This window comes from uncultured Rossellomorea sp., from assembly GCF_947488365.1.
GTDB lineage: Bacteria > Bacillota > Bacilli > Bacillales > Bacillaceae_B > Rossellomorea.
The window spans coordinates 514907-541362 of the sequence record NZ_CANKZT010000003.1 but is presented as its reverse complement, the minus strand read 5'-3'; the positions used below and the strand labels follow the sequence as shown (position 1 = coordinate 541362).

General features: G+C 39.3%; 20 protein-coding genes. 4 read left to right on the top strand and 16 right to left on the bottom strand.

Features of this window, described 5'->3' with window-relative positions; genetic code table 11:
* Positions 1 to 30: 30 nt before the first annotated feature.
* Positions 31 to 177 (top strand): hypothetical protein, encoded by a 147-nt coding sequence (locus Q1B03_RS13850; protein WP_299742185.1) that lies wholly within the window; start codon positions 31 to 33, stop codon positions 175 to 177.
* Here the strand turns inward: Q1B03_RS13850 and Q1B03_RS13845 are convergent.
* The 3 genes from Q1B03_RS13845 to Q1B03_RS13835 form a co-directional block, all read right to left on the bottom strand.
* Entirely contained in the window at positions 158 to 1171 is a 1014-nt protein-coding gene (locus tag Q1B03_RS13845; RefSeq protein WP_299742182.1) for a nuclear transport factor 2 family protein, read from the bottom strand. The two genes, Q1B03_RS13850 and Q1B03_RS13845, sit on opposite strands and share 20 nt — an antisense overlap.
* Before the next feature lie 303 nt (positions 1172 to 1474).
* Positions 1475 to 5536: a S8 family serine peptidase gene (locus Q1B03_RS13840; RefSeq protein WP_299742179.1), complete on the bottom strand. Its 4062-nt coding sequence runs from the start codon at positions 5534 to 5536 to the stop codon at positions 1475 to 1477.
* Positions 5537 to 5869: 333 nt separating this feature from the next.
* A complete protein-coding gene (locus Q1B03_RS13835) occupies positions 5870 to 6007 on the bottom strand; it encodes a hypothetical protein (RefSeq protein ID WP_299742177.1) in 138 nt (45 codons plus the stop codon).
* Between the two features lie 277 nt (positions 6008 to 6284).
* On the opposite strand from Q1B03_RS13835, the gene Q1B03_RS13830 reads away from it, so the two are divergent.
* The 3 genes from Q1B03_RS13830 (at position 6285) to Q1B03_RS13820 (ending at position 8787) form a co-directional block, all read left to right on the top strand.
* Positions 6285 to 6953, top strand: a complete 669-nt coding sequence (locus Q1B03_RS13830) for a hypothetical protein (protein ID WP_299742174.1) — start codon at positions 6285 to 6287, stop codon at positions 6951 to 6953.
* Between the two features lie 346 nt (positions 6954 to 7299).
* Complete coding sequence (locus Q1B03_RS13825) at positions 7300 to 8310, top strand: DUF3231 family protein (protein ID WP_299742171.1); 1011 nt, start codon at positions 7300 to 7302, stop codon at positions 8308 to 8310.
* 138 nt (positions 8311 to 8448) lie between these two features.
* On the top strand, positions 8449 to 8787 hold the full coding sequence (locus tag Q1B03_RS13820) for a hypothetical protein (protein WP_366141295.1): 339 nt from the start codon (positions 8449 to 8451) through the stop codon (positions 8785 to 8787).
* 58 nt (positions 8788 to 8845) lie between these two features.
* Here the strand turns inward: Q1B03_RS13820 and Q1B03_RS13815 are convergent, their stop codons facing one another.
* The 13 genes from Q1B03_RS13815 to Q1B03_RS13755 form a co-directional block, all read right to left on the bottom strand.
* Complete coding sequence (locus tag Q1B03_RS13815; protein ID WP_299742131.1) at positions 8846 to 9952, bottom strand: glycosyltransferase family 2 protein; 1107 nt, start codon at positions 9950 to 9952, stop codon at positions 8846 to 8848.
* Between the two features lie 87 nt (positions 9953 to 10039).
* Complete coding sequence (locus tag Q1B03_RS13810; protein ID WP_299742128.1) at positions 10040 to 10525, bottom strand: glycosyl-4,4'-diaponeurosporenoate acyltransferase; 486 nt, start codon at positions 10523 to 10525, stop codon at positions 10040 to 10042.
* A gap of 15 nt (positions 10526 to 10540) precedes the next feature.
* Positions 10541 to 12028 (bottom strand): NAD(P)/FAD-dependent oxidoreductase, encoded by a 1488-nt coding sequence (gene crtI, locus Q1B03_RS13805; RefSeq protein ID WP_299742125.1) that lies wholly within the window; start codon positions 12026 to 12028, stop codon positions 10541 to 10543.
* A 241-nt stretch (positions 12029 to 12269) separates the two neighbouring features.
* Entirely contained in the window at positions 12270 to 13157 is an 888-nt protein-coding gene (locus Q1B03_RS13800) for an alpha/beta hydrolase (RefSeq protein WP_299742122.1), read from the bottom strand.
* A 596-nt stretch (positions 13158 to 13753) separates the two neighbouring features.
* Positions 13754 to 14980, bottom strand: coding sequence for a DUF819 domain-containing protein (locus tag Q1B03_RS13795; protein WP_299742120.1), 1227 nt, complete (start codon positions 14978 to 14980; stop codon positions 13754 to 13756).
* Positions 14981 to 15079: 99 nt separating this feature from the next.
* Complete coding sequence (locus tag Q1B03_RS13790; RefSeq protein ID WP_299742117.1) at positions 15080 to 15382, bottom strand: hypothetical protein; 303 nt, start codon at positions 15380 to 15382, stop codon at positions 15080 to 15082.
* A gap of 324 nt (positions 15383 to 15706) precedes the next feature.
* The gene (locus tag Q1B03_RS13785) at positions 15707 to 17179 is read right to left on the bottom strand and encodes an LlaJI family restriction endonuclease (protein WP_299742115.1); all 1473 of its coding nucleotides are present in this window, start codon (positions 17177 to 17179) and stop codon (positions 15707 to 15709) included.
* Positions 17180 to 17183: 4 nt separating this feature from the next.
* Positions 17184 to 18296, bottom strand: coding sequence for an AAA family ATPase (locus tag Q1B03_RS13780; protein WP_299742112.1), 1113 nt, complete (start codon positions 18294 to 18296; stop codon positions 17184 to 17186).
* A gap of 3 nt (positions 18297 to 18299) precedes the next feature.
* Complete coding sequence (locus tag Q1B03_RS13775; protein WP_299742109.1) at positions 18300 to 19040, bottom strand: hypothetical protein; 741 nt, start codon at positions 19038 to 19040, stop codon at positions 18300 to 18302.
* A gap of 75 nt (positions 19041 to 19115) precedes the next feature.
* Positions 19116 to 20822 carry a DNA cytosine methyltransferase gene (locus Q1B03_RS13770; RefSeq protein ID WP_299742106.1) on the bottom strand — a complete coding sequence of 569 codons (1707 nt, stop codon included), beginning with the start codon at positions 20820 to 20822 and terminating at the stop codon, positions 19116 to 19118.
* A 68-nt stretch (positions 20823 to 20890) separates the two neighbouring features.
* Positions 20891 to 22663, bottom strand: coding sequence for an AIPR family protein (locus Q1B03_RS13765; protein ID WP_299742103.1), 1773 nt, complete (start codon positions 22661 to 22663; stop codon positions 20891 to 20893).
* A gap of 13 nt (positions 22664 to 22676) precedes the next feature.
* Positions 22677 to 23696 carry a PD-(D/E)XK motif protein gene (locus Q1B03_RS13760; RefSeq protein WP_299742100.1) on the bottom strand — a complete coding sequence of 340 codons (1020 nt, stop codon included), beginning with the start codon at positions 23694 to 23696 and terminating at the stop codon, positions 22677 to 22679.
* Positions 23689 to 26454, bottom strand: a complete 2766-nt coding sequence (locus Q1B03_RS13755) for a Z1 domain-containing protein (RefSeq protein ID WP_299742098.1) — start codon at positions 26452 to 26454, stop codon at positions 23689 to 23691. The genes Q1B03_RS13760 and Q1B03_RS13755 overlap by 8 nt, the downstream gene beginning before the upstream one ends.
* Positions 26455 to 26456 lie beyond the last annotated feature (2 nt).

Genomic DNA, 26456 nt, shown 5'->3' with positions numbered 1-26456 from the left:
GATCTACCCACTGCCTTTCTAAAGAGGCTTATGATTGAGACGAAGATGTATGGATTTAATATAGGCAGAGATTCAAGCACTGTAAACGCATTCATTATTTCTTATCTCCGTTATATCGTTGGAGAAGTGATCATGTACGTAACCTTGAAGCTGATCCTTAAAGTGACGGATTCATGATCCCTTGTGTACGCTCGAAAATATCTAATCCCTGCTGCTTCAGCCAATAAGGGATATCGATCAGAACCCAGTTCTCAGAAAGCTTATCCCCTTGACGGTAATACACATCCACCACTTGCATGTCAGCTCGAATATTCCCACCTGGCAGCCCCAGAAATCCGCCTATTGGCGTATTCGAAAGGTTCGGCCATCCAAAGAAGCACGCGAACTGTCCTTCAGCAAACCGGCACACATGACCATTGAATTCCTTATCCTTCAGACCATTTCTAAAGGGAAGCTGGTGCTGCTGTTGGTATCTCGGAATGGTATAACTTGCCCCGATCCCGCCAGGACCATACCAAATCATATCCTCCGACCAAGTTCGCTCCAAGACCTCTGGAGGACACCCCCTGGCTCCACTCTTATTCAATTCCGATAAATCATTGACCATTTGATTGACAAGATTCAGCGTTTTCACACCTTCTTCTTCTGGAGCATCTTCGAATTGCAGTCCATCATGATTCCTTGGACCTGGATAAACAAAGTATGTACCTGTTGAAGGAGGCAGCGGGTTCACTCCTGCCTGGATCATGAATCCGATCAGGTCAACGAATAACCCCGTTTTGGTGATTTTACCATCCTCTACACAATGGAACTCTGCATATCTTAGGTTGATCATTTTCCCTGTTCGTCGAATCCCCATCCAGTCTTGATCAAAGAGGCCCATGAAATGCCCCATGCTCATGACCCATGTTTCACCACTTATTTCGTTTGTTCCAGCCATGAATATGTCCTGACGTCGCTGCATTTTCTTTATGGACTTCAATAAAGGGACCCAAAAGGTTTCCGCTACTGCCTGAACTCCCTCCTGTTCACGGAAGGGATACACTCCTTGCCAACTATAATGTTCACCTGTAAATTCCTTTAAGACACTATGTACGTTTTCTGGTGTAGATTTCTCGAGCTCATCGAAGTAACGTCTTACAACTCTTTTCTCTTCTTGATAATTACTCATGGTTACCTCCCACTTTATTTCAAGAAACATGTTATTGAATGCGCATTCAAAAATTCATAAAACAATTAGTTTTGTATACATTGAATACTATCGAATTTTCAGAAGAATGTAAATAGTTAATTTTGAATATTGTTAAAATTTAAATTCCTTCGATTTTCAGGAGTTTCGGCTCTTTCTTCTTGAACAGATACTATCACGAGAAATCACTCAGGGATAGTTAGAATCAGCAAAGTAAAATCGCGAAGAAAACTCAATAATAGTTATGAGACAAAGGCACGGGGTGCCTTTGTCTCCTTCCTCTTTCTATTCAATACCTAATTCATTTTTAATATCTTCTAAGGACGTTCCTTTGTATTTCTCTATTGGTTTCGGGGCAGAATCCACGCCAGGATCTGCTTCAAGGAAGTTGTATTCGACTAATTCGAAGTCTTTCGCATCAACCGTTCCGTCGAAATTCAGGTCGGAGTTTTGATCATCCGTTCCCCAGCTGTTTTTCAACTCGATCGCATCCATGATATCAATCACACTGTCCTGGTTGATGTCCCCGGCATCCTGCGTGCGCAGAGGCAAGCCATGCCATGTGCCGACAACCTTATCTTCACGTTGATCATAAATAGTGAAAGTGGATTTGACCGGAAAGTGTCCAGGGATATTCACTTCAATCTGGAAAGGCTTATCAGTTACTGGGAGCTTCGCTACAAAGTCATTGTTACGGACCATTTCCCCGTCATGTACGTTGCCTTCCCAATCGGTCACCTTTATGGAAACTGGAGCATTTGAATAGTCTGTACCATTGTCATATTTTCCGTCGGTACCAAAGAATCCTTGGGCTTTAATGTCCCCTCTTATCTCTGAATAGCTGCGCAGCAGTTCCGGATATTGTCCTTCAAAATATCCCTTTAAATTAGTCGTTTGACCGTTAACGTCTGTATACTTGCTTGAGAAGGTCGGCGCAGTTACGTAGTTCATTCTATAAAATTTGGCATCCTTCGCTTCAAACGTAACTTCTGCCAATGGAATGTCCCCATTCACTTCAGCTTCCGGATTCTCCAAATTCACTTGAACATCAAGGTGTCTTGTAGAACTGCTTTTTCCCTTGTCGTCATACGTAATCTCAGTAGCACCATATTCAAGGAAATCCGGATGGATCTTCACGTCCGTCAACTCAAGTTGATTGCTATCATAATCTACTGAGAAAGATCCTTCTTTAAGTTGTTTAACATTATGAGACGAGAGTGTCATCGTCAGCTTATCGCCAGCCATGATTTCTTTTTTATCCATGGAAGCAGTGGCATATTGTGTACCTTCTTTTACAAAACTATTGACAATTGGTCCACCCTGCGCGAAGTTTCCGACGGAGTCGTGTGCGAAGAACCCAACAGGATACCTGCTGAGAATCGGGTTCATCAAGATTTCATCCGAAAGGTTCCCTTCACCATCCGTATTCAATGCCCCTGTTGGGAATGGTGATCCATAATGGTAGACAATGTAATTATTGGATTGAGATGCTTCGAGTCCCGCCTTCTTCATATCTTCTATGGTCTTATCAAAAAGGGACATGGAGAATGGAACCGTTTCTTGTCCTTCCTTATACTCATACACGCCCGTCGGCAATGTACTTGAAAACTCCGGGGCTGTATTATCAATGAATGTATCCGTTTCTTTCGTGAACGTCTTCCCTTCACTGTTGGTCCCCACTAATCTTAGCTTGTAGTGGCCTTCCGGTGCCAATGCAGGGTTGACTGATATACGGTTATCATCATACGGGTAATAGTAACCTGCAAAGGCAGAGTTAATGATGATCCTCTGTCCCTCATTGATTCCTGAAGCATCCATGACCCCGACCAGTCCCATTTCTTTATTTGTCTTGCCATCGACCAACACGACGTTGATCTGTTCCATAGGTGACTTCAACGTAAAATCCATTGGGGTATAATTGAACAAGGCTCCGAATTGATTATTCTCTTTCGTCGAGAAGTTGAACGCTCTGACTGATTCAATTCCTTCTTCGGAAATTCGGATACCAAATGGGATTTGATATTCTTCAGATGGATTTTCCTCATTCACATAACGGATATACCCTTCATAGTAACCCTCTTCAGCTGTTTTAGGGATATTTAGGAATACGTTTGTTTTCTTTTTCTTCCCGGCCTTCACCTTAATTTTTTCATCAAAAGATAGATGGATTCCGTTTTTGGAAGCGTCATGGGACTGATTGGTAAACTCCACACTACCATTAAATGTTTTCGATTCTTCACCGGAATTCTCAATCATAATCGTACGCTGATCTCTCAGTGACTTTTCAATATACTGAAATCCGAAGCTCATACCCCCGGTCTTCTCATCAATGTTCATTTCTTCTCCATTCATGAGGGTGGTTGTCTCATCAATGACCTGAAAGTTCATATCTGAATGAATGGCTTCATAAGGGTCCACCCTGCCGGCGCCGACTTCATAGACACTGTAATCTCCGTTCATAGGATCCGCGGTGTTCATGAATATGGATTTCACATCAGCCGGTTCCAAGTCTTGATTGGATTGTAATAATAGTGCTGCCATACCAGCTACATGCGGGGATGCCATCGAGGTTCCCGATAACCTCGCATAGGCGTATTCATACGATCCGTTTTCTTTATCGTTGATATAGGAAGGAACCGTTGATAGGACTCCCACACCAGGGGCAACAATTTCAGGTTTGATATCATAATTCATTCTGGATGGTCCCCTTGAACTGAAATCGGCAAGGCGGTCACCCTCTGTGGTGATGGCTTGCCTATCGCTAAAGGTGAAGGTTTCACCTTCCTGGATGCTTGCCTTCAACGCTTCTCCTTCGGCTTTTGTCAGGGAGAATGTAGGAATGAAATCGACTCCCTCTCCAAGGAAATGAGGGATGTGTCCTTCTTCACCGTTATTGTTGTAAATCATGACGGCTTTAGCCCCACGCGCTGCTGCCGCTTTAATCTTATCAACAAACGAAATGTCACCACGGCTGATCAATGCGATATTCCCGGCTACCGGCTTACCGATAAAGTCATTGTTACTGGCAGCAAGGCCAACATCGACAAGCTGCATACTACTATCTTCTAAATCTGCAAGATGATCACTATAGTTTCTGGCCATCAGCTGAAGATTGACGCTTTCTGCCCCATATTGACCTTTGAATGTCGCAATATCAATCGGGACATCACTTGCGCCTACCGTTAAGGCAAGTGCAGCGGTTCCAGGTGAGCCTAATGTAAAGGATTCACTTCCGCTATTACCAGCCGAAACGACCGCCGTCACACCGCTGAGAACAGCATTGTTCACCGCTACAGAAGTCGGATACAGGGGATCATTCACACCTGCTCCAAGAGAAAGGTTGATGACATCCATTCCGTCAGCAACGGCACGATCAATCCCTGCAATGACCCCTTCACTCGACCCTCTTCCATAAGGTCCGAGGACACGGTAGCCATAAAGATCTGCTTCAGGCGCAACCCCTTTTATACTGTATTCACTTTCATTATCACCTTCACCGGCAACCGTACCAGACACATGAGTCCCATGTTCAGTATAGTAGGAATTGCCATTCGAGAATTCCGGTAAACCGGACTCTTGCCATTCTTGATACGTTGCTTCCATAGGATCATTGTCATTGTCCACGAAGTCATAACCGCCTTTATAGACTTCATCCAAGTCAGGATGGTTATAATCGATACCTGTATCAAGGACCCCCACTTTGATTCCTTTGCCGGTAAACCCTTCATTATGTAGTTTATCGACTCCTAAGTAAGGAAGGCTTTCCATCATGTACTCTTCCGCTAATTTGTTAGAAGGAGCCTCGGATGGAACCGGTGGATCGATTTGAACGTCGACGTTGCTGTAGACCGCTCTTACCACATCCAGATTGATTAATTCATCAATTCTATTAGCTGGAAGTTCCAAGGAAACACCGTTCATGGCGTTTTTAAACACCTGGCCTACCTTGTAACCATTATTGCTTTTACCCTTGAACATTTTGGCCAATTCATTTTTGAAGTCTTTTTGATCCTTTTCTACATGGGCCTTCGCTTCACGAGCGTCAAGGTCCTTTCCTTCCAGTTTCGCTTTCAACTGAGCGACTTTTTCAGGATGGTGGTCAAGCTGTACGATGACTTTCACCGGGCTGTCACTCTTAAGGTTAACCGTTTGATCTAAGTAGAGACCTTGTTTTTCCACTGACTGAAGCTGCTTATAGTTTTCCAGCTGCTGTGGAGACATGTTGGCAAGTACGGATTCCATTGAAGTTGGTTTTTCTGCAAGGACATTAATTGCCGGGATATTTCCGGAACCGAGCAAGAGGCCTGTACCTAATGCATACACTAACATTTTTTTGTTTCTCTTCATTTACTTATTCCATCCCCTTTTTCTTAATTTTCTAACACTTTGACTATAGCATTGGTCATGCCTGTAACCTATTGGGAAAGGCCTATAGGTAGATAGATCTGAGTTCAAAGATCAGAAAAAGACAGCAGGATGAACAATCTGCCAGGGAATCCGTGCTGAATCGCCTCGTAACCTCTAGTAATGGCCTAAGTTTCGATCCTTCCGAAATTTCCATTCAGTGTTAATTTTTCATTTGTAGTATAAAAAGACCAGGCCTATAACCTCATTTTGCTTTCCCAAGAAGCACGGGGACGGTTCTCATGCTTCCTTTTCACTTACCCAAAACCGCACACCTCACCCAACTCCCGCTACTACTCCTCTCCCTCCAAATCTCCATAAACCTGATGAACGAATCCCCCATCCTACGCCGTCTGAATCGGTCGCACCCAAACAACCCCATCCACTCTGAAACTCCGTATTATCTCCCTTCATTCCCCCCTCACCAGAAGCTAGCTCACAATGAACCAATAGAACCATCCCCATCCATGCCCAACAAAAGAACTGTTTTTTCAGAAGATATCTCTAACATTTCAGGAAAATTCTTCTACAATTCTATTGGAAATGTTTCGGAAACCGAATAAAAGTAGATCGTACAACCTAGCTTACAGCCCCTTTAATAGGGGGCAATTCATTTGGGCTTGCTCCTTCTTTCTCCTTTTTTGTAGAAAGCCGCGGAATTGGAATTGGCCGGGAAGACTTTGCCCGACGAGTGAATGCACAAATTGCTACACATGAGAAAATACTTACGCAAACCGCCGACCATGCAAGACAAATTAAGCACCTTGTAGCCTCCGAAAGACTGAATCTAGTAAAAAAAGGTCTGATTCCAAATGACAATGATCCTATCATCATCGATAGTAAAAACAAAGAGATTGCCGATCAAACCCTTGAAATGGTCGACATCGCCTCAGGTACGGTGCAGGACATTCCGGTCAACTACTTCAGCGCCACTGATGCAGAACCAACATTAGTAAGAGAAAGACCGACCACCAACGTGCTTATGCCCGGTCAGGAGGAAATAGCTGAAAAACTCAAAAACCAGGGATTAAAAGCCTTTACGTTGCCTAAGGTTGTAAAACTGCCTGCCGAGTCCTTTACCGTCACGAAAAAGGACAATATTGGAGAGTACGAGGACAGACAGCTTGTTGACGTGGAAACAGAGGTAACAAAAGAGAAAGTGACTTTCCCGAAAGGCAGCTATGTATTCTTGACGGCACAGCCTCAGACAAACCTATTATCTTTATCACTTGAGCCAGAATCAGTAGACAGTTATGTAAGCTTTAACTATGTCCCTTCTGAAGTTGGCCAGGAATTGCCGATCTACAGGTTTACGATTGATCCGAAGAAATCGGAAATGAAGAAGTTTATGAATAGGTAATAGCGGTTGCATTAGGCTGCTTGGAAGCACGGGGACGTTTCCCGTGCTTCCTTTTCTTCAGTCAATATATTTCAAGACATAAACATTGAAAAGAGTACAAATTTCGAAGCTCTCATGGAAACATCAAAATGGTTATAAGACAAAATCGGACGTCCCCTTGGTGAAATGTTAATGAAAGCAGATATCCCCTAATTTTTTCTTACATAGCACAAAAATCCTTAAGTTAGCAACGTAGGATTGTAGACAAACCCATCTTTGCATTTTGTGAAGATGGGTTTGTTTATTTACTCATTAAACAAGGTCCATTGGGATAAACTATTTCAGACCAATAACAGGAGGTATTTTAATGGAAATCAGTCACCATAAAACTAAGATAAGTTCATCAGAACTCGCAAACCTCTGGACACAGTATGTCAATGATAGCTTAGCCCGTTGCATGTTTCGCCATTTCCTTCATTATGTTCAAGATACAGATATTATTCAGGTGCTTGAATATGCCCTTGAACTAACGGAAAGACACCTTCAAAAGGCTGGAGAATTTTTAACAACAGAAGGGTATCCGATCCCAAAAGGATTTACAGATGAAGATGTTACTATAGATGCACCTCCTTTATTTTCAGACACTTATATCATTGTTTATTTACATATCATGGCTATTCATGGACTCACTAGATATGCAGGTGCAATAGGCAATGTCACTCGGGAAGATCAGAGAGAATATTTTATTGGAGTTATGACGGAAACGTTGGAATTGTATGATCGGTCCACTAAAGTTCTTACACATAAAGGTATTATTAGCAAACCACCTAGTTTGAACAATCACCAAAAAGTTGAGTTTATAAAGAAACAAAATTTCTTAACAGGTTGGCTAGGAAAACGCAGACCTATAAGTGCAGTAGAAATAAGTGGTACCTATCTGAATTTGCAGAAAACAATGGTGAAGACTGTCCTTGAATTAGGCTTCAGTCAAGTAGCTGAATCCAAAGAAGTCAGGAATTACATGGAACGGGCCAGGCAGCTCTGTAACGATCACTTTAAAGTACTATCTTCTATGTTAATCGAAGATAATTTACACGTTCCCAGGACATATGAGACGGAGGTGACTGATTCAACAACTCCTCCTTTTTCAGACAAACTTATGTTGTTTCATGTAACTGCACTACTCTCTTCTGCTATTGGTTATTACGGTGAGGCAATGGGGATAAGCCAACGAAGGGATTTAGCGGCGAGTTACGCAAAAATGATTGCAGAAATAGGACTGTTAGCTGAAGACGGAATGAATCTACTGATAGAAAATGAGTGGATGGAACAGCCCCCTCTGGCAACAGATCATAATGACTTGGCAAAAAACAAATGATGTATAGCGATAAAAAAAAAAGATAAAATCATTGAGAGTATAGTATGGAGTATAGCCCTGCCTGGATTTTCTCAATTATTAAATGGACGGCTTATAAAAGGAATTCTCTTTGTAGGATTGGAGATTATTATAAACGTCATGGCAAATTTTAATGAAATGATCCGCTTGAGCTTCCTTGGAAATATAGAGGGTGTAGTGTCACATACAAATTATCAGTGGCTTATGTTTTATCCCTGTTTATACTTCTTCTCGATGTGGGATGCCTTTAAGGACGCAGGCGGGGGGGAAAAACCTTATTCCTATCTTCCATTCGTCAGTTCCGCATTCTTTGTGACTGTAGGGGTTATGTATTCAGCACAAGCGAAAATTTTCGGAGTATTACTGGGACCGGTGTGGTTCCCAATGCTGTGTGTCATTCCTGGATTGATAATTGGATTTTCTTTAAAAATAATATTAAACAAAGTAAAAGTAGATTGAGCTGGAAGCACGGGTGGAAGCACGGGGACGGTTCTCGTGCTTCCTTTTCATCCACACATCACACCTTTATCTTACGCCCTTTCCATTTCACAGAATGAAAAACATTCACCCGAACAAAAGAATAAAGGAAAATCACTGCGAAGAATAAAAATAGCAGTGGGTAAAAAGGGAAAAACACCCATCTGAAATCCCCGACCCTGCGGGCAAACCATGCTGTTTGAACGGAATAGAGGATGTACAATGCCCCATTGACGATCATAGCGGCGGTTCTTTCCTCCATAATCGAAGAGATCAATGAAGATGCGCTAGTTAAACTTCCGGTAATCCAGAGAATGACCATCAACATGACCACGGGATGAGTGGACTTGGAACCAACGGCAAAACTTTTGCACCAGCCTTCGATCAGGCTTCCCATGCCTTCCGGATACATGCGAAACGAGATGATCCCTCTGCCGCCCAGGCAGCGAACGGGAAGGTTCTGATCAAGAAAGGCCTCTCCCAGTGCCAGATCATCCATGATGGCTCCCTCGATTTTTTCATGCCCTCCGGATAAAAAGTAATCGTCTCGATTACATAGAATGCATGGACCGAACGAACCGGCGGCTTTGAACCGGGATCCCCAGACGGTGAATAGATTCATCCCTACCACCACGATGATGTTAAAAACAATGGAGAGATGCTCATACACACGCTCCACGGTGTGATAGGGCTGCAAGGCGAGGATCCCCCTGGCTCCTTTCCTCTCGTAGAAATGCAGGAGATTGCGTAATCCATCCACACTGGTGAATCTGGTATCGGCATCCAGGAACAGGAGCCAGGTCCCTTTTGCCTCCTTGGCACCGCGCCAGCAGGCAGACGATTTTCCTGCCCCTTTATTCTGGAGGACCGTGACACCGTAGCTTTCTGCGACCTCAACAGTACGATCCGATGAATCGTCATCCACCAACAGAATTTCATATCCCTTGTATCGCTGCTCCTGCAACGACTTCAATAACGGGGAGATCCTGCCTTCTTCATTCCTCGCAGGGATAATGATGGACACAAACGGCAACCCCGCCGTATGTTTGGAGGTGAATCTTGGAACCGGCAAGGACCAAAACATGATCATGCCAATGATCACACCCAGGAAACCTAGGATGAGATTGATCACTTCTGAAGCTGTCATGTAATCTGCCTCCTTCCTCTCAAACTCACAACCGTGCCAATTCCCGTTCAACCTTTATGTAGCTGCATTTTCTTACAGTAGCTTGCTTCATTTCTTGCCAACACCCGACGTAATCGCCGATATGCGCCCCCGATTGTACCGTTGAACCACGATAATTGGAAGGTTGAATACAAGGGCATACAGGACCATCATCCACCCTGCCCATACGGGATTCCATATGAAGAACAGCGGAGCAGGGAGAATGGAGAGCCAATGGGTTAATTCCGCGCGTTTCGTTTCTGCTGCAAATACGATCAAGTCCCTCGACTTCGTACCATGCAACCCCTTTTTACTGTATCCCTTTTTGAAAAAAATCGTTCCATCCAGAATCAATCCCTTCCACGATTTCACGCGGAATAAACGCTGCCACAATGCTCCGGACTGTTCAAAAGGGAACGTCCGAAACCAGAAACGGTCCTTCAGAAACCAGGTCAAAGGCAGTTTCAAGCAAACGGCCGAAATGACGAGATGAAAGAACGTCCAGGCAAGCACATCAATGAGTATGATCCACTGGTCAGGAAGTGAGACGATCATGACATCACCCCTTTTTTAAACCAAATCCCTCTCCACAATCTTCTCCCCTACAAGCTGGCCGCTTAAGGTAACCATCGGCATTCCGCCGCCGGGGTTCACCGTCCCCCCGACAAAATAGAGGTTGTCATAGCGTTCACTCTGTTTCGGATGCTTCAACCCTTTATTTTTCTTGCTGTCTGACACCGTCCCATAAATCGCACCGCGGTCGGAGCCGTACGTACGCCTGATATCTTCCGGTGTCCACATATCCTTCGTGACAATGTTCTCGCGCAAGCCCTCAAGGCCCATCTTCTCCAACTTGATCAGGACCCGCTCGGCGAATTGTTCATAGTCCTCTTGCGTATACGGATTCTCATCCCGGATAAACGGAATATGCGGCAGCACCTTGATATTTTCATGGCCTGGAGGCGCCTGAGTCGGATCGGTCTTATTCACATTGACAAGATAAATGACCGGGTCCTCCGGCAGTTCATGACGGTGGAAGATCGATTCCATTTGCTCCTTCATATTCTCGGCGAAAAAGAAATTATGATGGCGAAGCTGCGGATAGCTCTTCTTCACACCGAGATGCATGACGAGGCCGGAACTCGCCGGTTCGAATTTCGTTTTTAATTTTTCAATATAATCGCTGTCTTCCTCCAGTAATCGCTCGTAAACCGGTATGACTTCCATATTGGAAACATAATAATCTGCCGTCAGTTTTGTTCCGTCTTCCAAAACGGCTCCGGTAATTTCGCCATCCTTCTTTTCAAGTTTGACGATCGGCCTTCCAAGGTGGAAGGTCACCCCTACTTCTTCCGCCAGCTTCACAAGGCCGTCCGCGAGCTTATGCAAACCGCCGGGAACATACCATGCCCCCTGGTCATGCTGCATGTAGATCATCATATTCATCACGGCCGGCGCATCGTAAGGGGACGAACCCACATACTTGATAAAATAAGAGAGCATATCGCGAAACTGCTCATGACTGATCCGCTTATCGAGGGATTTATGCACCGTGGACATCAGGTCAATGTTCTTCAAGACACTGAACAGTCCCGCCTGCTTGACGATTCCTTTTGCCGTATCCGCACCTTTAAATAAGGTTTTATCCGTCATATCGTAATGAGTCTTCGAATGCTCCAGCAGACGTTGATATTCACGAATGTCCTTTTCACTGAGAGAGGCGTTCTTCTCTCGCATGTCGTTCATATCTTCATATAAGTCTATGACATTTCCATCGGGGAAGAAGGAACGCCATTGATGATCCAGCCTTTCAATTTGGACATAATCCTTCATGGATTTACCGCTGGCCGCAAACAATTTTTCAAAGATCTGCGGCATCGTCAAAATGGACGGGCCAAGATCAAACCCAAAGCCGTCTTGCTCCAGCCGATTCAACTTCCCTCCAATATGATTGTTTTTTTCATATAAGGAAACATCGTATCCCGCCTGTGCCAGTGTAATGGCCGCCGACACCCCGCCGAGTCCGCCTCCAATGATAAGTACCGTTTTATTTTTCAATGGTTACCGTTCCTCCTGTTCCGAAATCTTGTTTGGAGTATGTATGTTTATCTAAAACACATTCAACATCCGCCTGTCCTTGTGCCAGTTCCAAATCAAGCTCTTCCTTACCCATCTCTGGATCATGGAACTAGACCCGGTTTGGCCTGCTTTTTCCAATACATCAAGTCTGTATCCTTTGCACTTATCTTATACCCTCAATGCCTATAAGAAAAAACGTTGAATGTGTTTGGGTCATGGTTCAATATGGAGGGGCTTCAGCCACAGCTTTGATTTTCCCTGCGATCAAGAGCCAGGCCTCTTCTGCTCTTTCTTTTGGTCCCAGATGGGTAAACGCATGGGAACAGCCCTTGAATATCGCCTCTTGAACGTTCACCCCTGCTGCTTTTAATTTCTCCGCATAATATTCGGCTTCCGGCCTGAATGCATCGGACTCAGCTATGAGAATCAGGGCTGATGCTAAGCGGCCGCTAACCTCCGCACGGACAGGGGAAGCGAGAAGATTTCCCGCTTGTCCCTTCACTGGTACGTAACACATATGGATAAAATGGGCTGCCTTGGGAAAGCGCGAACGCCACTTGTCTGGTTCCGGCTTCTCAGCATGAGGGGTGACAAAATCCAGCATAGGGCACGATAGCACTTGGAGCAAGGGCTGCTCCTCCCCCTTCTCTTCAAGGTAGAGACAAAGAGCTGCGGCAATATTCCCACCTGAGCTTTGTCCGCCAACCATGACCTTTTCTGCCTCAATGCCCAATTCCTCCGCTCTTTCCTTCACCCATTGAATGATCTCATAGCCCTGTTCAATGGCTTTCGGAAAAGGATACTCGGGTGCTTTGCCATATTCGACATTCAGAACAACACATTCGGCCTGATTCGCCAGGTAACGGCAATAGGGATCATCCAACTCCTTATCATTCATGATGAACGCCCCGCCATGGAAGTTGATATAGACTGGGCGTTTTTTCTGTTTTGAGGCCAGTGGATAATAGAAGGAAACGTGAGTTGGTCCCACAGATGTTTCAAGTACCACATCTTTTTTCGTTTGGACATCCTGCCGGGGGATAATAGGTGTTTTATTGGATAGATGGGAAAAGAGACGCAGTAATTTTGCCATCATGACACGGAACATAAACGTTACCTCCCTTGGTAGTATAGTAGCTGACATTCTTTGAGACGTGCTGCTTCGGGAATGAGGCGTATCCGTCTTTCTTTCCGGTCAAAAGTATGAACGGCCGACATTTCAGGAAGTATGTAGAGATTTTGATATTATTAGATAAGGTTCGGTAGGTCTTCTACTATCTAGTATTCCACGAAAAAGTAGGATACCCCTTCTTTATAGATGAACCGAGGATGGTGCTTAACTCATTTTCTAATAGATATTGAACTCATTATGTGGTTAATAATAAGTATAAGGGGGAAGTGGCCATCGTACCCACTCCATACTATCCATCCAACCCCGGATACACGACCGTCCCATCCTCTTCAAGAATTTAATCTCTGTATAGGTAAAACGAGAGACACGCGGCTCTTGGTTTCCTATACCCGTCCGCTTACTTTAATAGTCTTTGTTTGCATAACTTTGTCCCACTGGGGAAGGAGAAAATGGATTGTGGATCTCCCTTCAAGATCTTGCTTGATCTGTTCTGTTAACCTAAGAGGAACAAAACCGATCTTTTGCGGTCATAAGAACGACAAAAGCCCGCAAAGAACTGCGGGCAGAGCCATTTACATTAAACCAGAAAACCATATTCCGAGTGTAGTTCCAATATAATTCCCAATAATATACCCCAACGTCCCCACCACAAGAATCGGTCCAATCAAATCCTTCCATCCTTTTGCAATGGCCATCGCAGCAGCCGTCGTCGGCCCTCCTACATTGGCATTGCTGGCTAGAAGGATCTCTTCCAGGTCATACTTTAATAGCTTTCCTGCAGTCAGTGACACGGCCATGTTCACTACCACAATGATGAACACGAATACGAGCAGCAACGGAGCATTTTGGACAATGAGGGGGATCGATGCCGGAATGCCAATCACCACAAAGAACAAGTAAATGAGGAACGTACCGATTTCCTGGCTTCCATTAATCGATTCAAAATACCTCGGAAACAGGGCAAGTGCCAGGAATGTCAATGTCGTCAACAGTAAGTACTTGTCTCCAAACAATCCATTCAACAAATTGAGAAAGAAAGACGTCTCTTCACCGGAAGGAATCAATCCGTCCAGGAATTCTGCGATTTTAAATGAAACCATCACGAGCAGGAAGGCAGTCCCTACAGACAGGGCAATATCCTTAAGGGAGATATCCTTTCGCTCCCAAAAGCTTTCCGCAAGGGTCTTTCCCTCTTCCTTCATTCTTCCGCTCTCCACTTTTTCCACATGGGGTGCGTTAAAGCGTCTTCTGAAAAAACTCATGGCCGGGATCATCATCAGAACAATGAAATAAATCGCCATCATTAAATTATCCGCGACCACGGCGGAAGAAACCATTTCCCCAGGAGCTTCGAACTTTGCCGCCATAGCTGCAAAATTGACCCCGCCGCCAACATAAGAAGCACTGAGCATCGCACCAATCTTATCAAGGACTGGTATATGATCCTTCAATAAAAAGAAACTGATGATCACCCCTGCAACCGTACCGATGGAGCTGATCAAGAAAAGAATGAGAAGCCGTCCACTTTCCTGCCAGATCTTTTTAAAATTCACATGGAAAAGCAGCAACGGAATCGCAAGCGGAATGATAAATGTCCAGACAGCATCATAAACCGGTGACTCTGTAGGAATAACTCCCGTATTTGATAGAATAATAGCCCCAATCAGCGCAACAATGGCTCCAGAGATCTTCGCCGCCCAAGTGTAGCGCTGTTCTAAGATAATGCTCACCGAAGCCCATACAACAATGATTCCCCATAACGTTACATAATCATCTGCTTTAATAAGAGTATCTCCCAAAACGTTTCCTCCTTTTTTCAGTTTTTTCGCACTATTAATATTACCCATCTTAGATTGAAAATTTAAAATATTCAAGGAAGGAATTAACCGGAGAATTTTTTATCCTTTAGGGTATACCCAGCCGTCATTGGAAGGGTTACCAACTACCTTATAACAATAGAATTCAAAACATTCCTTAACATTATCATTTATCGGATATTCTATATTTTTTATATGTATGGAAGACACCACTTGACCTTCTTTCAATAGTTGATTAAATTTCAAATTCAACAGGTCAGAAAGCTTCATTCCAGTGTCGATGCCAAGCACAAATAATAAATAGTCTCGATAACTATGGTTGGACAACTCTACTTTTATCCGCTCTATATCTTTTTCACTCTTAATCGGGCCAACTATATTCACATAATCACCTCAATACAGCAAAAATATGTTTTTTTCATTTTGCTGTATTCTTTATAATCTAGGAAGTACTGATTAGCAAGAACATTTGTTTGCATTTTTTAATACACTTCCGCAAGGAACATTGTGGCACTTAAAACTCTCGAGTTGACCATATTTGTATAAAAAATAGAAAAACGTATGAAATCTGATTAAAAATCCTTGATTTCATAAGTTATATATTAAATATTTAAAGATACTCCAACTTACTCCTGATTATTTTATCTATCAACTATTTATATTTGTTGCTATCATTCTACTTCTCAATAATTGGGTGATTTTTCACTTTTAAAGATTGAGCATCGACAAATCTAAGGTTCTTCTACTTAGATAAAATTCAAACATTTTTTTTGCTGGTAATTGCAAGACCTGGATATCCTGGAGTCCCAAAGAACTTAGGATATCCATTTTCACTGTACCTTTATTGACTATAGTATTAGTTTGAGCTGGTATTAAAAAACTATTTTTTACCTCATTTATATTATGGTCTATCAAAAAACTTTTGTAAGCAAGTTGATATAAATACTGTTTAGTAACGTCATTTACACCTGGTTGACCTCTTAGGGGCTTTATCTCTTCCAACTGTATATTATAATATTTCGCATCTAAAATAATGAATTTATAACTATCTCCTTGATGCCCTATAGTAATAAGATCAGGAACAAATGTATCCTTTGCAGACTTATCAAATGTACCTCCATCTGCCTTATTTCCTTTCCATAACGGTTTTTTAATTATATCTATTAGTCTATCTTCTGGATGATAACTATCGAGTAATGTTATAGGTAGTTCTAATTGGTTTAGAGGTGTATATAATTTATTGTTAAAGACTTGTTTACAAACGTCTTCCCAAACCAAGTTGAAATTTTTGGTACCAAACACACTTATTCCATAACTATCTTCTAAAGATCGATTATGCGCTACATAAGCATATAGAGTTTTTAAGAGTATCTGCTTTCTTGTATTAAATTGAATACTCAATTCTGACTGTAGCATGTATAAGATATAATCAACATCTCCGAAGTCTTCTAATACATCTTCTGATAAAGAAATTGAAACTAAATCAAATAAATCAAGTAGACCTGATGCTTCAAGTTGCTTTGAACACTCTGTAAGTACACACTCATGGAGACGTTTAAAATAACTAAACTCATCGTCAACAGTTTTTCTAGTGAATAATTCCATATAATATGGTCTGTTATTACTTAAAATTGAAAAACTTTCATTAATTGTCTTATCCCATAAGATTTCTCCCTCGCCGTTCACTTCAATAATATTTTCACTATTGTTATAAATTCCGTTTTCATGATAGTCATTGAGAAGGAAGATTATTACTGCTAATAAATTGAAACTGATATTTTCAGAATCGCCATTATACATATTAATAATCTGCTCTTTAGTACCATATTTGCTTATAACTTTTAAAACTTGTTTCATTTCTTCGAGCGATACAGTTTCTGTACTCAAATATTTCGGGTAACATTTTATAGTCCGGGAACCAATAGTAATCACTCCTACATATGTAAATACGTATAAATGGGAGTCATTACTACTTTCCTCATCAATTATTTCTATATCCTCATCTACTAAATCTGATAACTCTCGCTGCTCAGAATTATTTTTAACAACCTTTAAAACCCCAAACGCCTTCAAATTCTTTATAAATACTATAGCTTGTTCAGAAGATAATTTAAAAATCTTCTTCAATTCACTTTTGGTATACCGTTTTTGCTCCTTGACATACTCAGATACAAGCTCCATTTTCTTACACACCTTGATGATCATATAATTCTCGGAAATCATCACCAAAAATTTCTATACCAATTCTATCAAAGGCATCACAAACTGATGAATACATGCTACTATCACAACCGCTAAATAGTTTGTGTTTATGAAGTTTTGCAGCATCCTCATAGAGATACATAATGACCTTACTCTTAAAGGCCTTTTTGAATTTTTCTGGGTTGATAATTAAGTCATCGGTGTCATTAGTTTTAATTAATTTCTTTGACAAGAAAAAAGGTCCCATAAGCTTGTCTTCATTTACTTTATAATCTTTCACCAATTTTTCATTAATAGCTTTACGTAGACAATTCCATTCTACCTCTAGAGCGTGAGTACCAATTCCCAGTGTGGTTTTACCCTTGATAGAATCATCATTTTGATTAATTCCAATATACTCGAATTGCCAACGTCTCTTAAATGCTGTATCCATTGGGAAAACCCCTTGATCAGCACTGTTCATTGTAGCCCAAATAAACATATTATCTGGAATAGTGATTTTACTGAAATCATCAGGTGACCCTCCCAGCTCTTTAGCTAAATATTTCCGTATATCTTTACTAGTATGAATTTCATACTCACTTGTATTATCATCATCTCTATCAAGCAATTGAAAGATATCCCCAAAAACCGCTGCAACTTTGGCTCTATTTAATTCCTCTATTAAAAGTAGGTGTGGTTGTGGATCTTCTGTTACGCCACTCTTTAACGCATCTACATAAATACGCATAAATGGACCTGGCACATATTCATACCTAATTTCTCCCCTAGTATCCCCATGTTCATCAACTTCATCTTCAGTGACAGGTTTATACGTGCCTACAAAATGATTATATGTATACTCTGGATAAAAAGTAACACGTTCATAAGTTCCATTAGTGCCCGATAATAAAGTTTCACAATCACTTTTTAAACTATGACTTTTCCCAGTTCCAGGAGCTCCAAACACTATTCTGTTACGCTCAAATGGAGAATCAAAACCAGTATTAAATCTTATATTTAATGCATTTGACGGATTTAATTCATTAAGTATCCTTTGCAAACGATTAACATCCTGGTTTATTTCGCCTAATGTATTTTGCTCAAAGTTATTCATTTATTATTCCTCCTCCTCATACACATTATCTATTAGAGCCGTAAAATACGGTAAATAAGTGGCATTCAACTCTATATCTCTTCCTCTTTGTTCAAACAGATTGTACTGAATCAACAATTTACTAGTATATGTATATGCATTCCTGTTGTACGCGATTTCAATATCTTCACTACCAAATTCTCTATTCCTGTATCTCATAATAACGTTATCCAAATCTGCCATGGTATTATCTTGCATAGCAGTGCATAACATGAAAAACTCTTCCTTATTCATCGTTCTAAAATTAAGGAGAAATTTTACCATTTCCTTATATATCTGTTCTTCACTATAAAATAAATGATAGAATTGTATTTTCGCGAATTTTTCGTAAATGTTCTGGATAATTGATATCGCTAAATCATTTTCAATTTCTTCTTCACACTTAACTTCAATTTTTAAAAATTGAATAAAACACTCTCCAGATTTAGTAAATAGATTCCTCGTATTAATCTTATGTAATCTGCTACCGCGCCATTGGCAATTCGCTCGATTGATAATACCAGCTTTAATCATAAATGGAACTATCATTCTGGTTTCTGAGTCACTACAACCGCCAGCAATTTCAATACTTCTTTGTACATCTTGATATTTTATCAATCCCAGTTCGTCATTTTCTTCAATCCATTTAAAAAAGTCAATAAATGATTGCTTGTACTTTGGTGTATATGAGAATCCGGAACAACCTGAAACACCTTTTAATATCATGTCACTTCACCACTTTATAATTTTTTAGGACCAACTCGTATATTAATAGGGGTGGTACTGCATTCTTTTAAATGCTTATACATTGATTGGTACCCTACATAATAGTTCTCTTTCTATACTTCCACGGACTTCCATACCCAATGAACTAATCACACTTTCTGCAATAAAACGAGCTAATATCGGTGGAACAGCATTACCAACCTGTTGATATTGTGCATCTTTACTACCTTTAAATATGTAATTATCTCTAAAAGATTGTAGTCTTGCAGCTTCTCTTATACTTATAGCTCTGTCCTTCTTGGGGTGTGACCACATTGATTTTCTAACATTTACAACAGTGTCAGATGCTCGATTATAACTCATTTTTTTGTAAATAGTATTCTGAGTTCTTTTAGAATCTGTAAATGTTGTTTTAAGAGAATCATCTAAATCGTGAAAATTTTGGCCTTCTTTTAGCGTCTTAAAACGAGTGATTACTAACTCAGTAGAGTTTGTAACTACATGATTATGCAAATTATCATAACTAGCATTCAGGTAACAATTTAACTGATTATTGGGTATTCCCGTAGAATTCTTTACAATTAAATCATTAATCACGTCTATTCCAGGTTCTATCTCTTCAAGGTCACCTATTGCATCTTTTATAGTAAAATATTCATTTTCTTCCTTAAATATAGGAGTAGGTAGCTTAACATCATTACCTTCCAATAATTCTTGTCTTATTCCAATTAATACTAGCCTTCTTCTAGTTTGCGGAACACCAAACTGAGCTGCATTAAAAATACAGTCATCTTCATTCAACTTATATCCTAAACCTTTCAGTTTAGCTAATACATATTTAAATACATTGATTGTATGTAGCTCCAGTACCACTTGCCCATTTCTACAATCAAACTTGTTAAATAGAATTTCATTATCAAAGACTTCTTTCATTTTAGAGATAATTCTCTGAGTTTCCAACACGGAAAATAACGGTTTTAAAATATCAGTTTGTTTAATTTCCCCTTTTAAGAATTGGGATAACACATTTTTTAAATCAAACCATAATTTCTGAAATTCCACATGCCAATACTGGCAAATTTGATCTTCCCACCTATGTAGTAAGTTTTCAAAATATTTTTTGTTTATAGAGATATATTTTTCAATATCATCTTTATGTGGCTTACTTGCTTTGCGATAAATCATATGTAATTTAGAGAATAAATCATGACTTATCAAGAAAGGGGACAATTCAACCTGTTTCCCCTCTTTTTTTACTATAAATATAAAGTCCTTCAGATAATCGAATAGAGGTGTTTCTTCCCCAATGCAAATTTGTTCCACATCTAATTCTATATTTAGTGATTTTAACTCTTGTATGTCATCATTTTCAGTCAGAAAAAATTTATGTTTACTAGAACTCATATTTTTTACATTTTCCATTACAAAAGCTTTTGGCCTAATACATTCAATAGCCCTTAAGTATTCTTTAACTAATTGATTATTATTAGAAATCAATGTGTTTTTCTGTCTATTTGCATTTGAAAATCCTTGACAAGGCGGACCTCCAATTATAATATCTATTCTTTCAAAGTTTTCTTTCAACCTCCCTGATTTATCAAAATACTCCAATTTAGTGATATCTGAAATTAATTTTACGTTCCTATGATTTGTCTTGTAAGTTTCTTTAGCGAATTTATTTATCTCAACTGCCATTTTAATTTCATATTGGTCTGTTTGGATAAATCCGTCACTAAGTCCTCCAGCGCCAGCAAACAAATCTAACACATTAAGTTTTGCCATCTTTGTGTTTCCTCTCTAAAAATTACTAACTGCATGTATATAAATGTTAAAGGGTGACCTAAGCCACCCTACATTGCATATTCGTCATTCTTAACCATAAAGGAGGTTGAGTCTATTTTTTTCTGTTTTAGAGTTTCCCAACATTCTTTCTTTTTACACCATTGAGTAACATTAGAATTTCCATCCGGTGTATCCGTTATATGATCAAAAACAGTCTGTGCTAAATCCCTAAAAATAATGAGCAATTTCTGATCTATCTCTTGATTTTCCCATATGGTATTAAAATCTATTTCGCCCTTGTTTATATAAGAAAAATATGCAATTGAATACGTAACAATATTTGCTTTGTAGCCGCCAAAATCCAAGTCTTTTACAACTTTATCTACTGCTTTAAAAAGTAATGCTTTTGCAATCATGTGCTTATAAAATTTTTGATCAGGTAGAATGTTCTCTTCCTTCATGAGCTCAATAAACTCTAAAAAATTAGTTTCAGCACCTTTACTAACTATGTATGGATACTGCCTCCATGACATCTCATATTTTGCGGTTTCTGTTTTTTTAATTACTTGTTTTTTAGGATTTTGATCCTCAAATGCTTTCTTTCTCGCTGGGGTACCTTGTCTATTTACCTCAACTAAGTATTGACCCCGAGCACGTTCGTAAAACCACTTTGTCGTCCCCTTCCCTTTAAATCCTTTGGTTGGTACCCAAATGGTTCTGGATAGGTTTTCTATAGCCACTTGGAATGGATCATTGGCACTTAAGTCAGATACAGAGATTTTATTCTGACTATTAGCATATTTAGAAATCGATGAGACAATCTCTGCACTTTCTACATTGTCTTTTACCACTGTTAATTTAATTTGTACAAAGACATTATCCAATGGAATCTTCTTTTTCAATGCTTGATACAGAGAAGCTGTTGTCTGTCCACCATTGACAACTTGCCAGCCAATTAATTCCTTCACGTAATACATATTCACACCATCAGTACGAATTATATCAGCATCCTCTGCAACAGTTGATATTCCATTATTGTATGCCATAAACATAAAGGGATCATTATTAATTGTATCTCGAATTCCTCGATTAATTTTACCTCTGGCTTGAAGAAAGGATCTTACATTTTTTTCTATTAATCTTTGCCCCCAGTGATCATAGATACGGGCTAATAACTCTCCAGACATAATACCAACATAACAGTCGTAAAAAGGATTATTATCTGGTGTTTTAACTAGTGACACTTTTTGATTAAAGTCATCCTCAAAATTTATCTTCAACTGCTCTAATCCTTTATTCTCATGAACAAATTGAAATAATCTTTCAATATCCCAAACGTGAAAGGTCACTTTAATATTATCAATAACTTTATCTTCAGGAATTTCGTTCACAGCAATACCATTGGTCAAATAGTAGATTTTTAGTTTTCTAATTTCTTTATAGTTTCTTTCTAATATGTCTGCAAATTCGAATACTTCTTGATTAGATTCTTCTATTTGGTTTTTGAATCCACTCACTGACTGTTGAAAAAATTTCAAACCCTTATTACAACCTTTTTGTAGAGTAGTCCCATTGACTTTTCTCGTTGGAGACAATTTATCAAAGTCAGCAACAAAAATAGAAATAGAATCAAAATCTTCTGTGTATTCGTAAGCATTTATCTTAATCCCTTTTCCAGTCTTTTTGTAGTTACAGATCTGATAGTCAAAACACTCTTCAGCATCAACTAAATAATCACAAAACTTCTCCATGAAAATATTTTCTGCTGAGTCCATTTCTGTTTCAGTAGTTATTAATACATCTTCAAGAAAGTTTTTTGCAAAAGATACAGTATCTCTCATACTAATCCCCCCTTTAAATAAAGTTTATCACTTCATTTTTAAATTCTACTTTAAATGGTTCACATGCTGAAAGTTGTATAGTATAGGAAACATCCCCTACACCCTGTGGGAGATTATTTGATAGTAACCTTGGGAATCCAGGTTCAATCTTAAAGGAAAACATTTCTAGAACTAAGTATCCTTGTGAGTATAATTTAGACTGTTCCTCCAGATAACCAAGATTAAATAATTTTTCTTTAAATAGCTTAATTAAGAACGGAGTATCACTCAACAAATGCATGATTTGCATAATGATCTCGGGTAAAGTTTCACCACTTTCTATCTTTCTGAGTCTAATCGCTATTAGATATAGGTTATTTATACCTTCATCGTCTAATTGCATTTCATTACTTATGGATACTTTATAATGTTTTTTTGAAGTAAATGTTTTTATCTCAAATGCACGATCAGAAAAAATAAAATCATGTGGTTGCCTTTCAGGTCCTATCCAACTGTTTATTATAATGTTTGAATCTGTCGATGAATTCGCTAGTAATTCTTTTAATACCTGTAACTCACCATAAATCCCTTGTTGAGCTTGAAGCGATAAACCTTCTCTACTATTAAGAGAGAAGAAGTATTTCCATCTCTCCATTGTTCTAATCAGTTTATGAAACAAATCATGATGTTTTTTCAGACCTATAAGCTCTTGACAAATATCGTTAATAACCGCTTCAAATATTTCAAAGTCGTTTTCATGTTGATGTTGTAGGACTAAGAACCACTTGTTATACAATCCAGCAATTTCAATTGATGTATTATATTGTTCTATTATTAATCCGTTCCAAGTGGGAAGTTTATTAAATGTTTCTTCCGTCAATTTTTCATTTAATAATATAAAAAGATACTTGCAATTTGTTTTTATGTTTAATCCTATAAACAAAGGAACATTCGCATTACTATCAATATAGCGTAATACTAAATTATTGCCGGATTCTTCCTGACATGCAGTCTCTCTTATTAAATCCCCAAATAAACCACTAATATTAGGCATTTTGCTCCTCCAGCTCAGAATATACATTATTCACCACGTAATCCACAGCAACTTCCGGGTAGTTTGTCTCAGGAAAAACGAGTGCAATTCCAATTGGTTGAATTCCGTTAGTTTCTACATTTGTAAATGAATCAGATTTTTCAGCGTCAATTGGATATATGACTAAAAGTCCTTTTTTAGGATCACGTAACTTCGCCCTTATTTTTTGAGCTTTTGTTTGATAATTACCTTTGTCTTCATCGTTAAGAAGCTTTACCTGATCCATCTGATCCTTGTTAAAATCAAGAAATTCATGATCTGCAGACATTAATCGTTTGACTGAAATAGTTTTGTCAAATGATTGCAAATTCGTACCTGTTCTAGAAATACCTTTCCTTAACTCTCTTAACCCACCTAATTTACTATAGTGGTGATCCTCTTCCCCTGTATTAATTACACACACGGTCCAATCTGTTAATTCTCCATTCACAAGCTGTTTCTCTATATATTTCTTTAGAAATAAACTATTTGCTCTTGGAGCAGATGGCGCGGTTTTGTATTGTGAGAGGAATTCCGTAACACTTTCACCCTTTACATTTGGCCAGAAATAATGATGAGAGGAACCACCTCTTTGCACTTGCCAAAAATCCTTATCTGGTGCTCTAAGTTGTTTTATAAAACGATCCGTCACGGAAAAGTTATGAGCAAATTTATCTGGATCTATATCAAAAACCGTTGTTTCACTAACTGTATTTCTATAAGACAATTTTTGTCTTTGCCCCGACCTCATTTTTAACTGGCTAGTAACCAACATAGTAGGGTGTGTCTGTACTCTTAAACCAAATTCAGCTGGTGTTGCTCTTATTGACGCCATGTAATCGATTTCCGCTCTTAATTCTTCAGTTGCTACAGCTATATGTCTAAACCATGAGGCAAGATCAGAAGTCGTGAAAATTCTACAAAGGTCTAAATAACCTGGACGGTAACCGAACCAACGACCCATTTGCATAAGCGTGTCATACATCTTACTTGCTCTAAGGTAGTAGCTAACTGTTAATCCTTCCAATGTTAATCCACGAGAAAGTTTATCTCCACCTATCGCTATAACATTTAATCCTGTTGATTCATTATCTTTATAGTCCAAAATATCACCACTAGAACCATTGATTTCATTTACAATTATACTTTCGACTGTTGGAATCAATTCACTAACGACTTCATCCCATGAATGTATAGGTTCTTTAAGTTTTTCAGAAGTAGGTACAATATCATCAAAGAATATTTCCTTTAACTGTTGTAAAATTGAAGTAGACTCACTTGTTTCTCCATATCTAATTCTATTCTTAATAGTATACATTTCTTCTTTCACTAACTCGGCCACATGATGTTGCACATCTTTAAATCTCGTCACATGAATGAGCATGGAGTTGTGTACTTTCCTTTGGCCACGAAGCCTTCTAATAGTTGTAGACAGGACAAAGGTTAATATGGCTTTTTTTAAACTGTCAGGTAAAGCAACAGGGATGTGATCCTTTTTGTGTTTTAAAGGAACAAAATTTTCATGGTATAGAATTGGTTCAATTAACAACATATTACCTTCTTCATCTTCCTCATTTAACCGAAAAAATTCAGAGGGCCCTGTATAATTAGATGGCTTCGGAAGACTCATAATAAAATCTTTTGGAAATAATTCAGATCCATATTTATCCGTACCTGCAGTGTTATGCACAAAAATATTAGCAAAAGGAGTTGCTGTATACCCAACATAAGCTTTCTGCTCAAACGTGTTATATATCTCTCTGATTAGTCCATTTATCTTTGTAGGATTATAATCATCACTTAGTTGTCCATCCTCATCATAAAGTTCAGATGTATTAATGGAAGCTTGATCAGCTTCATCATCAATTAATAACATAGGAACATCAGGAACAGTTTTATGGGGGGCATCTTCTGAAGCCATACGTGCTAGTAAACTATCATTTCGAAAGTAGTTAAGTACATTCTGTAAAACGCTTGCATTTTTCTTTACAACTAGTAAAAAGGGTTCTACCCCTGGTTGAACATTTACTTTCCTAGCAATCGATCTACTAAAATCTCCACTATCATCACGGGTAGTTAATGTATTAATTCTTAAAAAACCTTCACCAGGTAAAGTGCTGACCCCAATTAACTTGTTATTATTAGGATTTTGACTTAAGATACTCGTTTCGTATCCTAATACTTCCTCATCCAGCCTCATTTGTGTCTGACTTCTAAGGCTATTATGCATACCTGCCAAGACTATTACTAGTTTATATCCCATATCAATAGCTTTATTAATTAAACCAGTGAAGTTTGCCGTTTTTCCCGATTGAACGTGTCCGACCACTATTCCCCTCCGATCATACTTGTTCCCTTTTATTTTGGGATCTTCTAGTTGGTCAAGTATACGATCAGTTGTTTCGTCCAGACTTTGTATAACCTTTTGAGGCCAGTGTTTCTTCTCATTTAAATAACGTTCGTATCTACGCCAGAACTTCAAATCTTGCTTACCTTTTTGCTCATAGTACCAAGGAATGTGTTCCATATCGTTTTCATTAGTCAGAAGAGCATCTTCGTCTAAGCTAATATTTATTGATTCTAATAAACTGGCGCGTAAACGCTCTTCTTCTAAGCCAGGGTACATCGGAAGAGTCCTGTCAATAGCTTGTTTTAGTGCATCTTCGCTATTAATGTTTTGTGTTTCAAAAGACTTGTATAGCAATAATCCCATTGTTCTAGCATCATTGAAATTCGTCATAA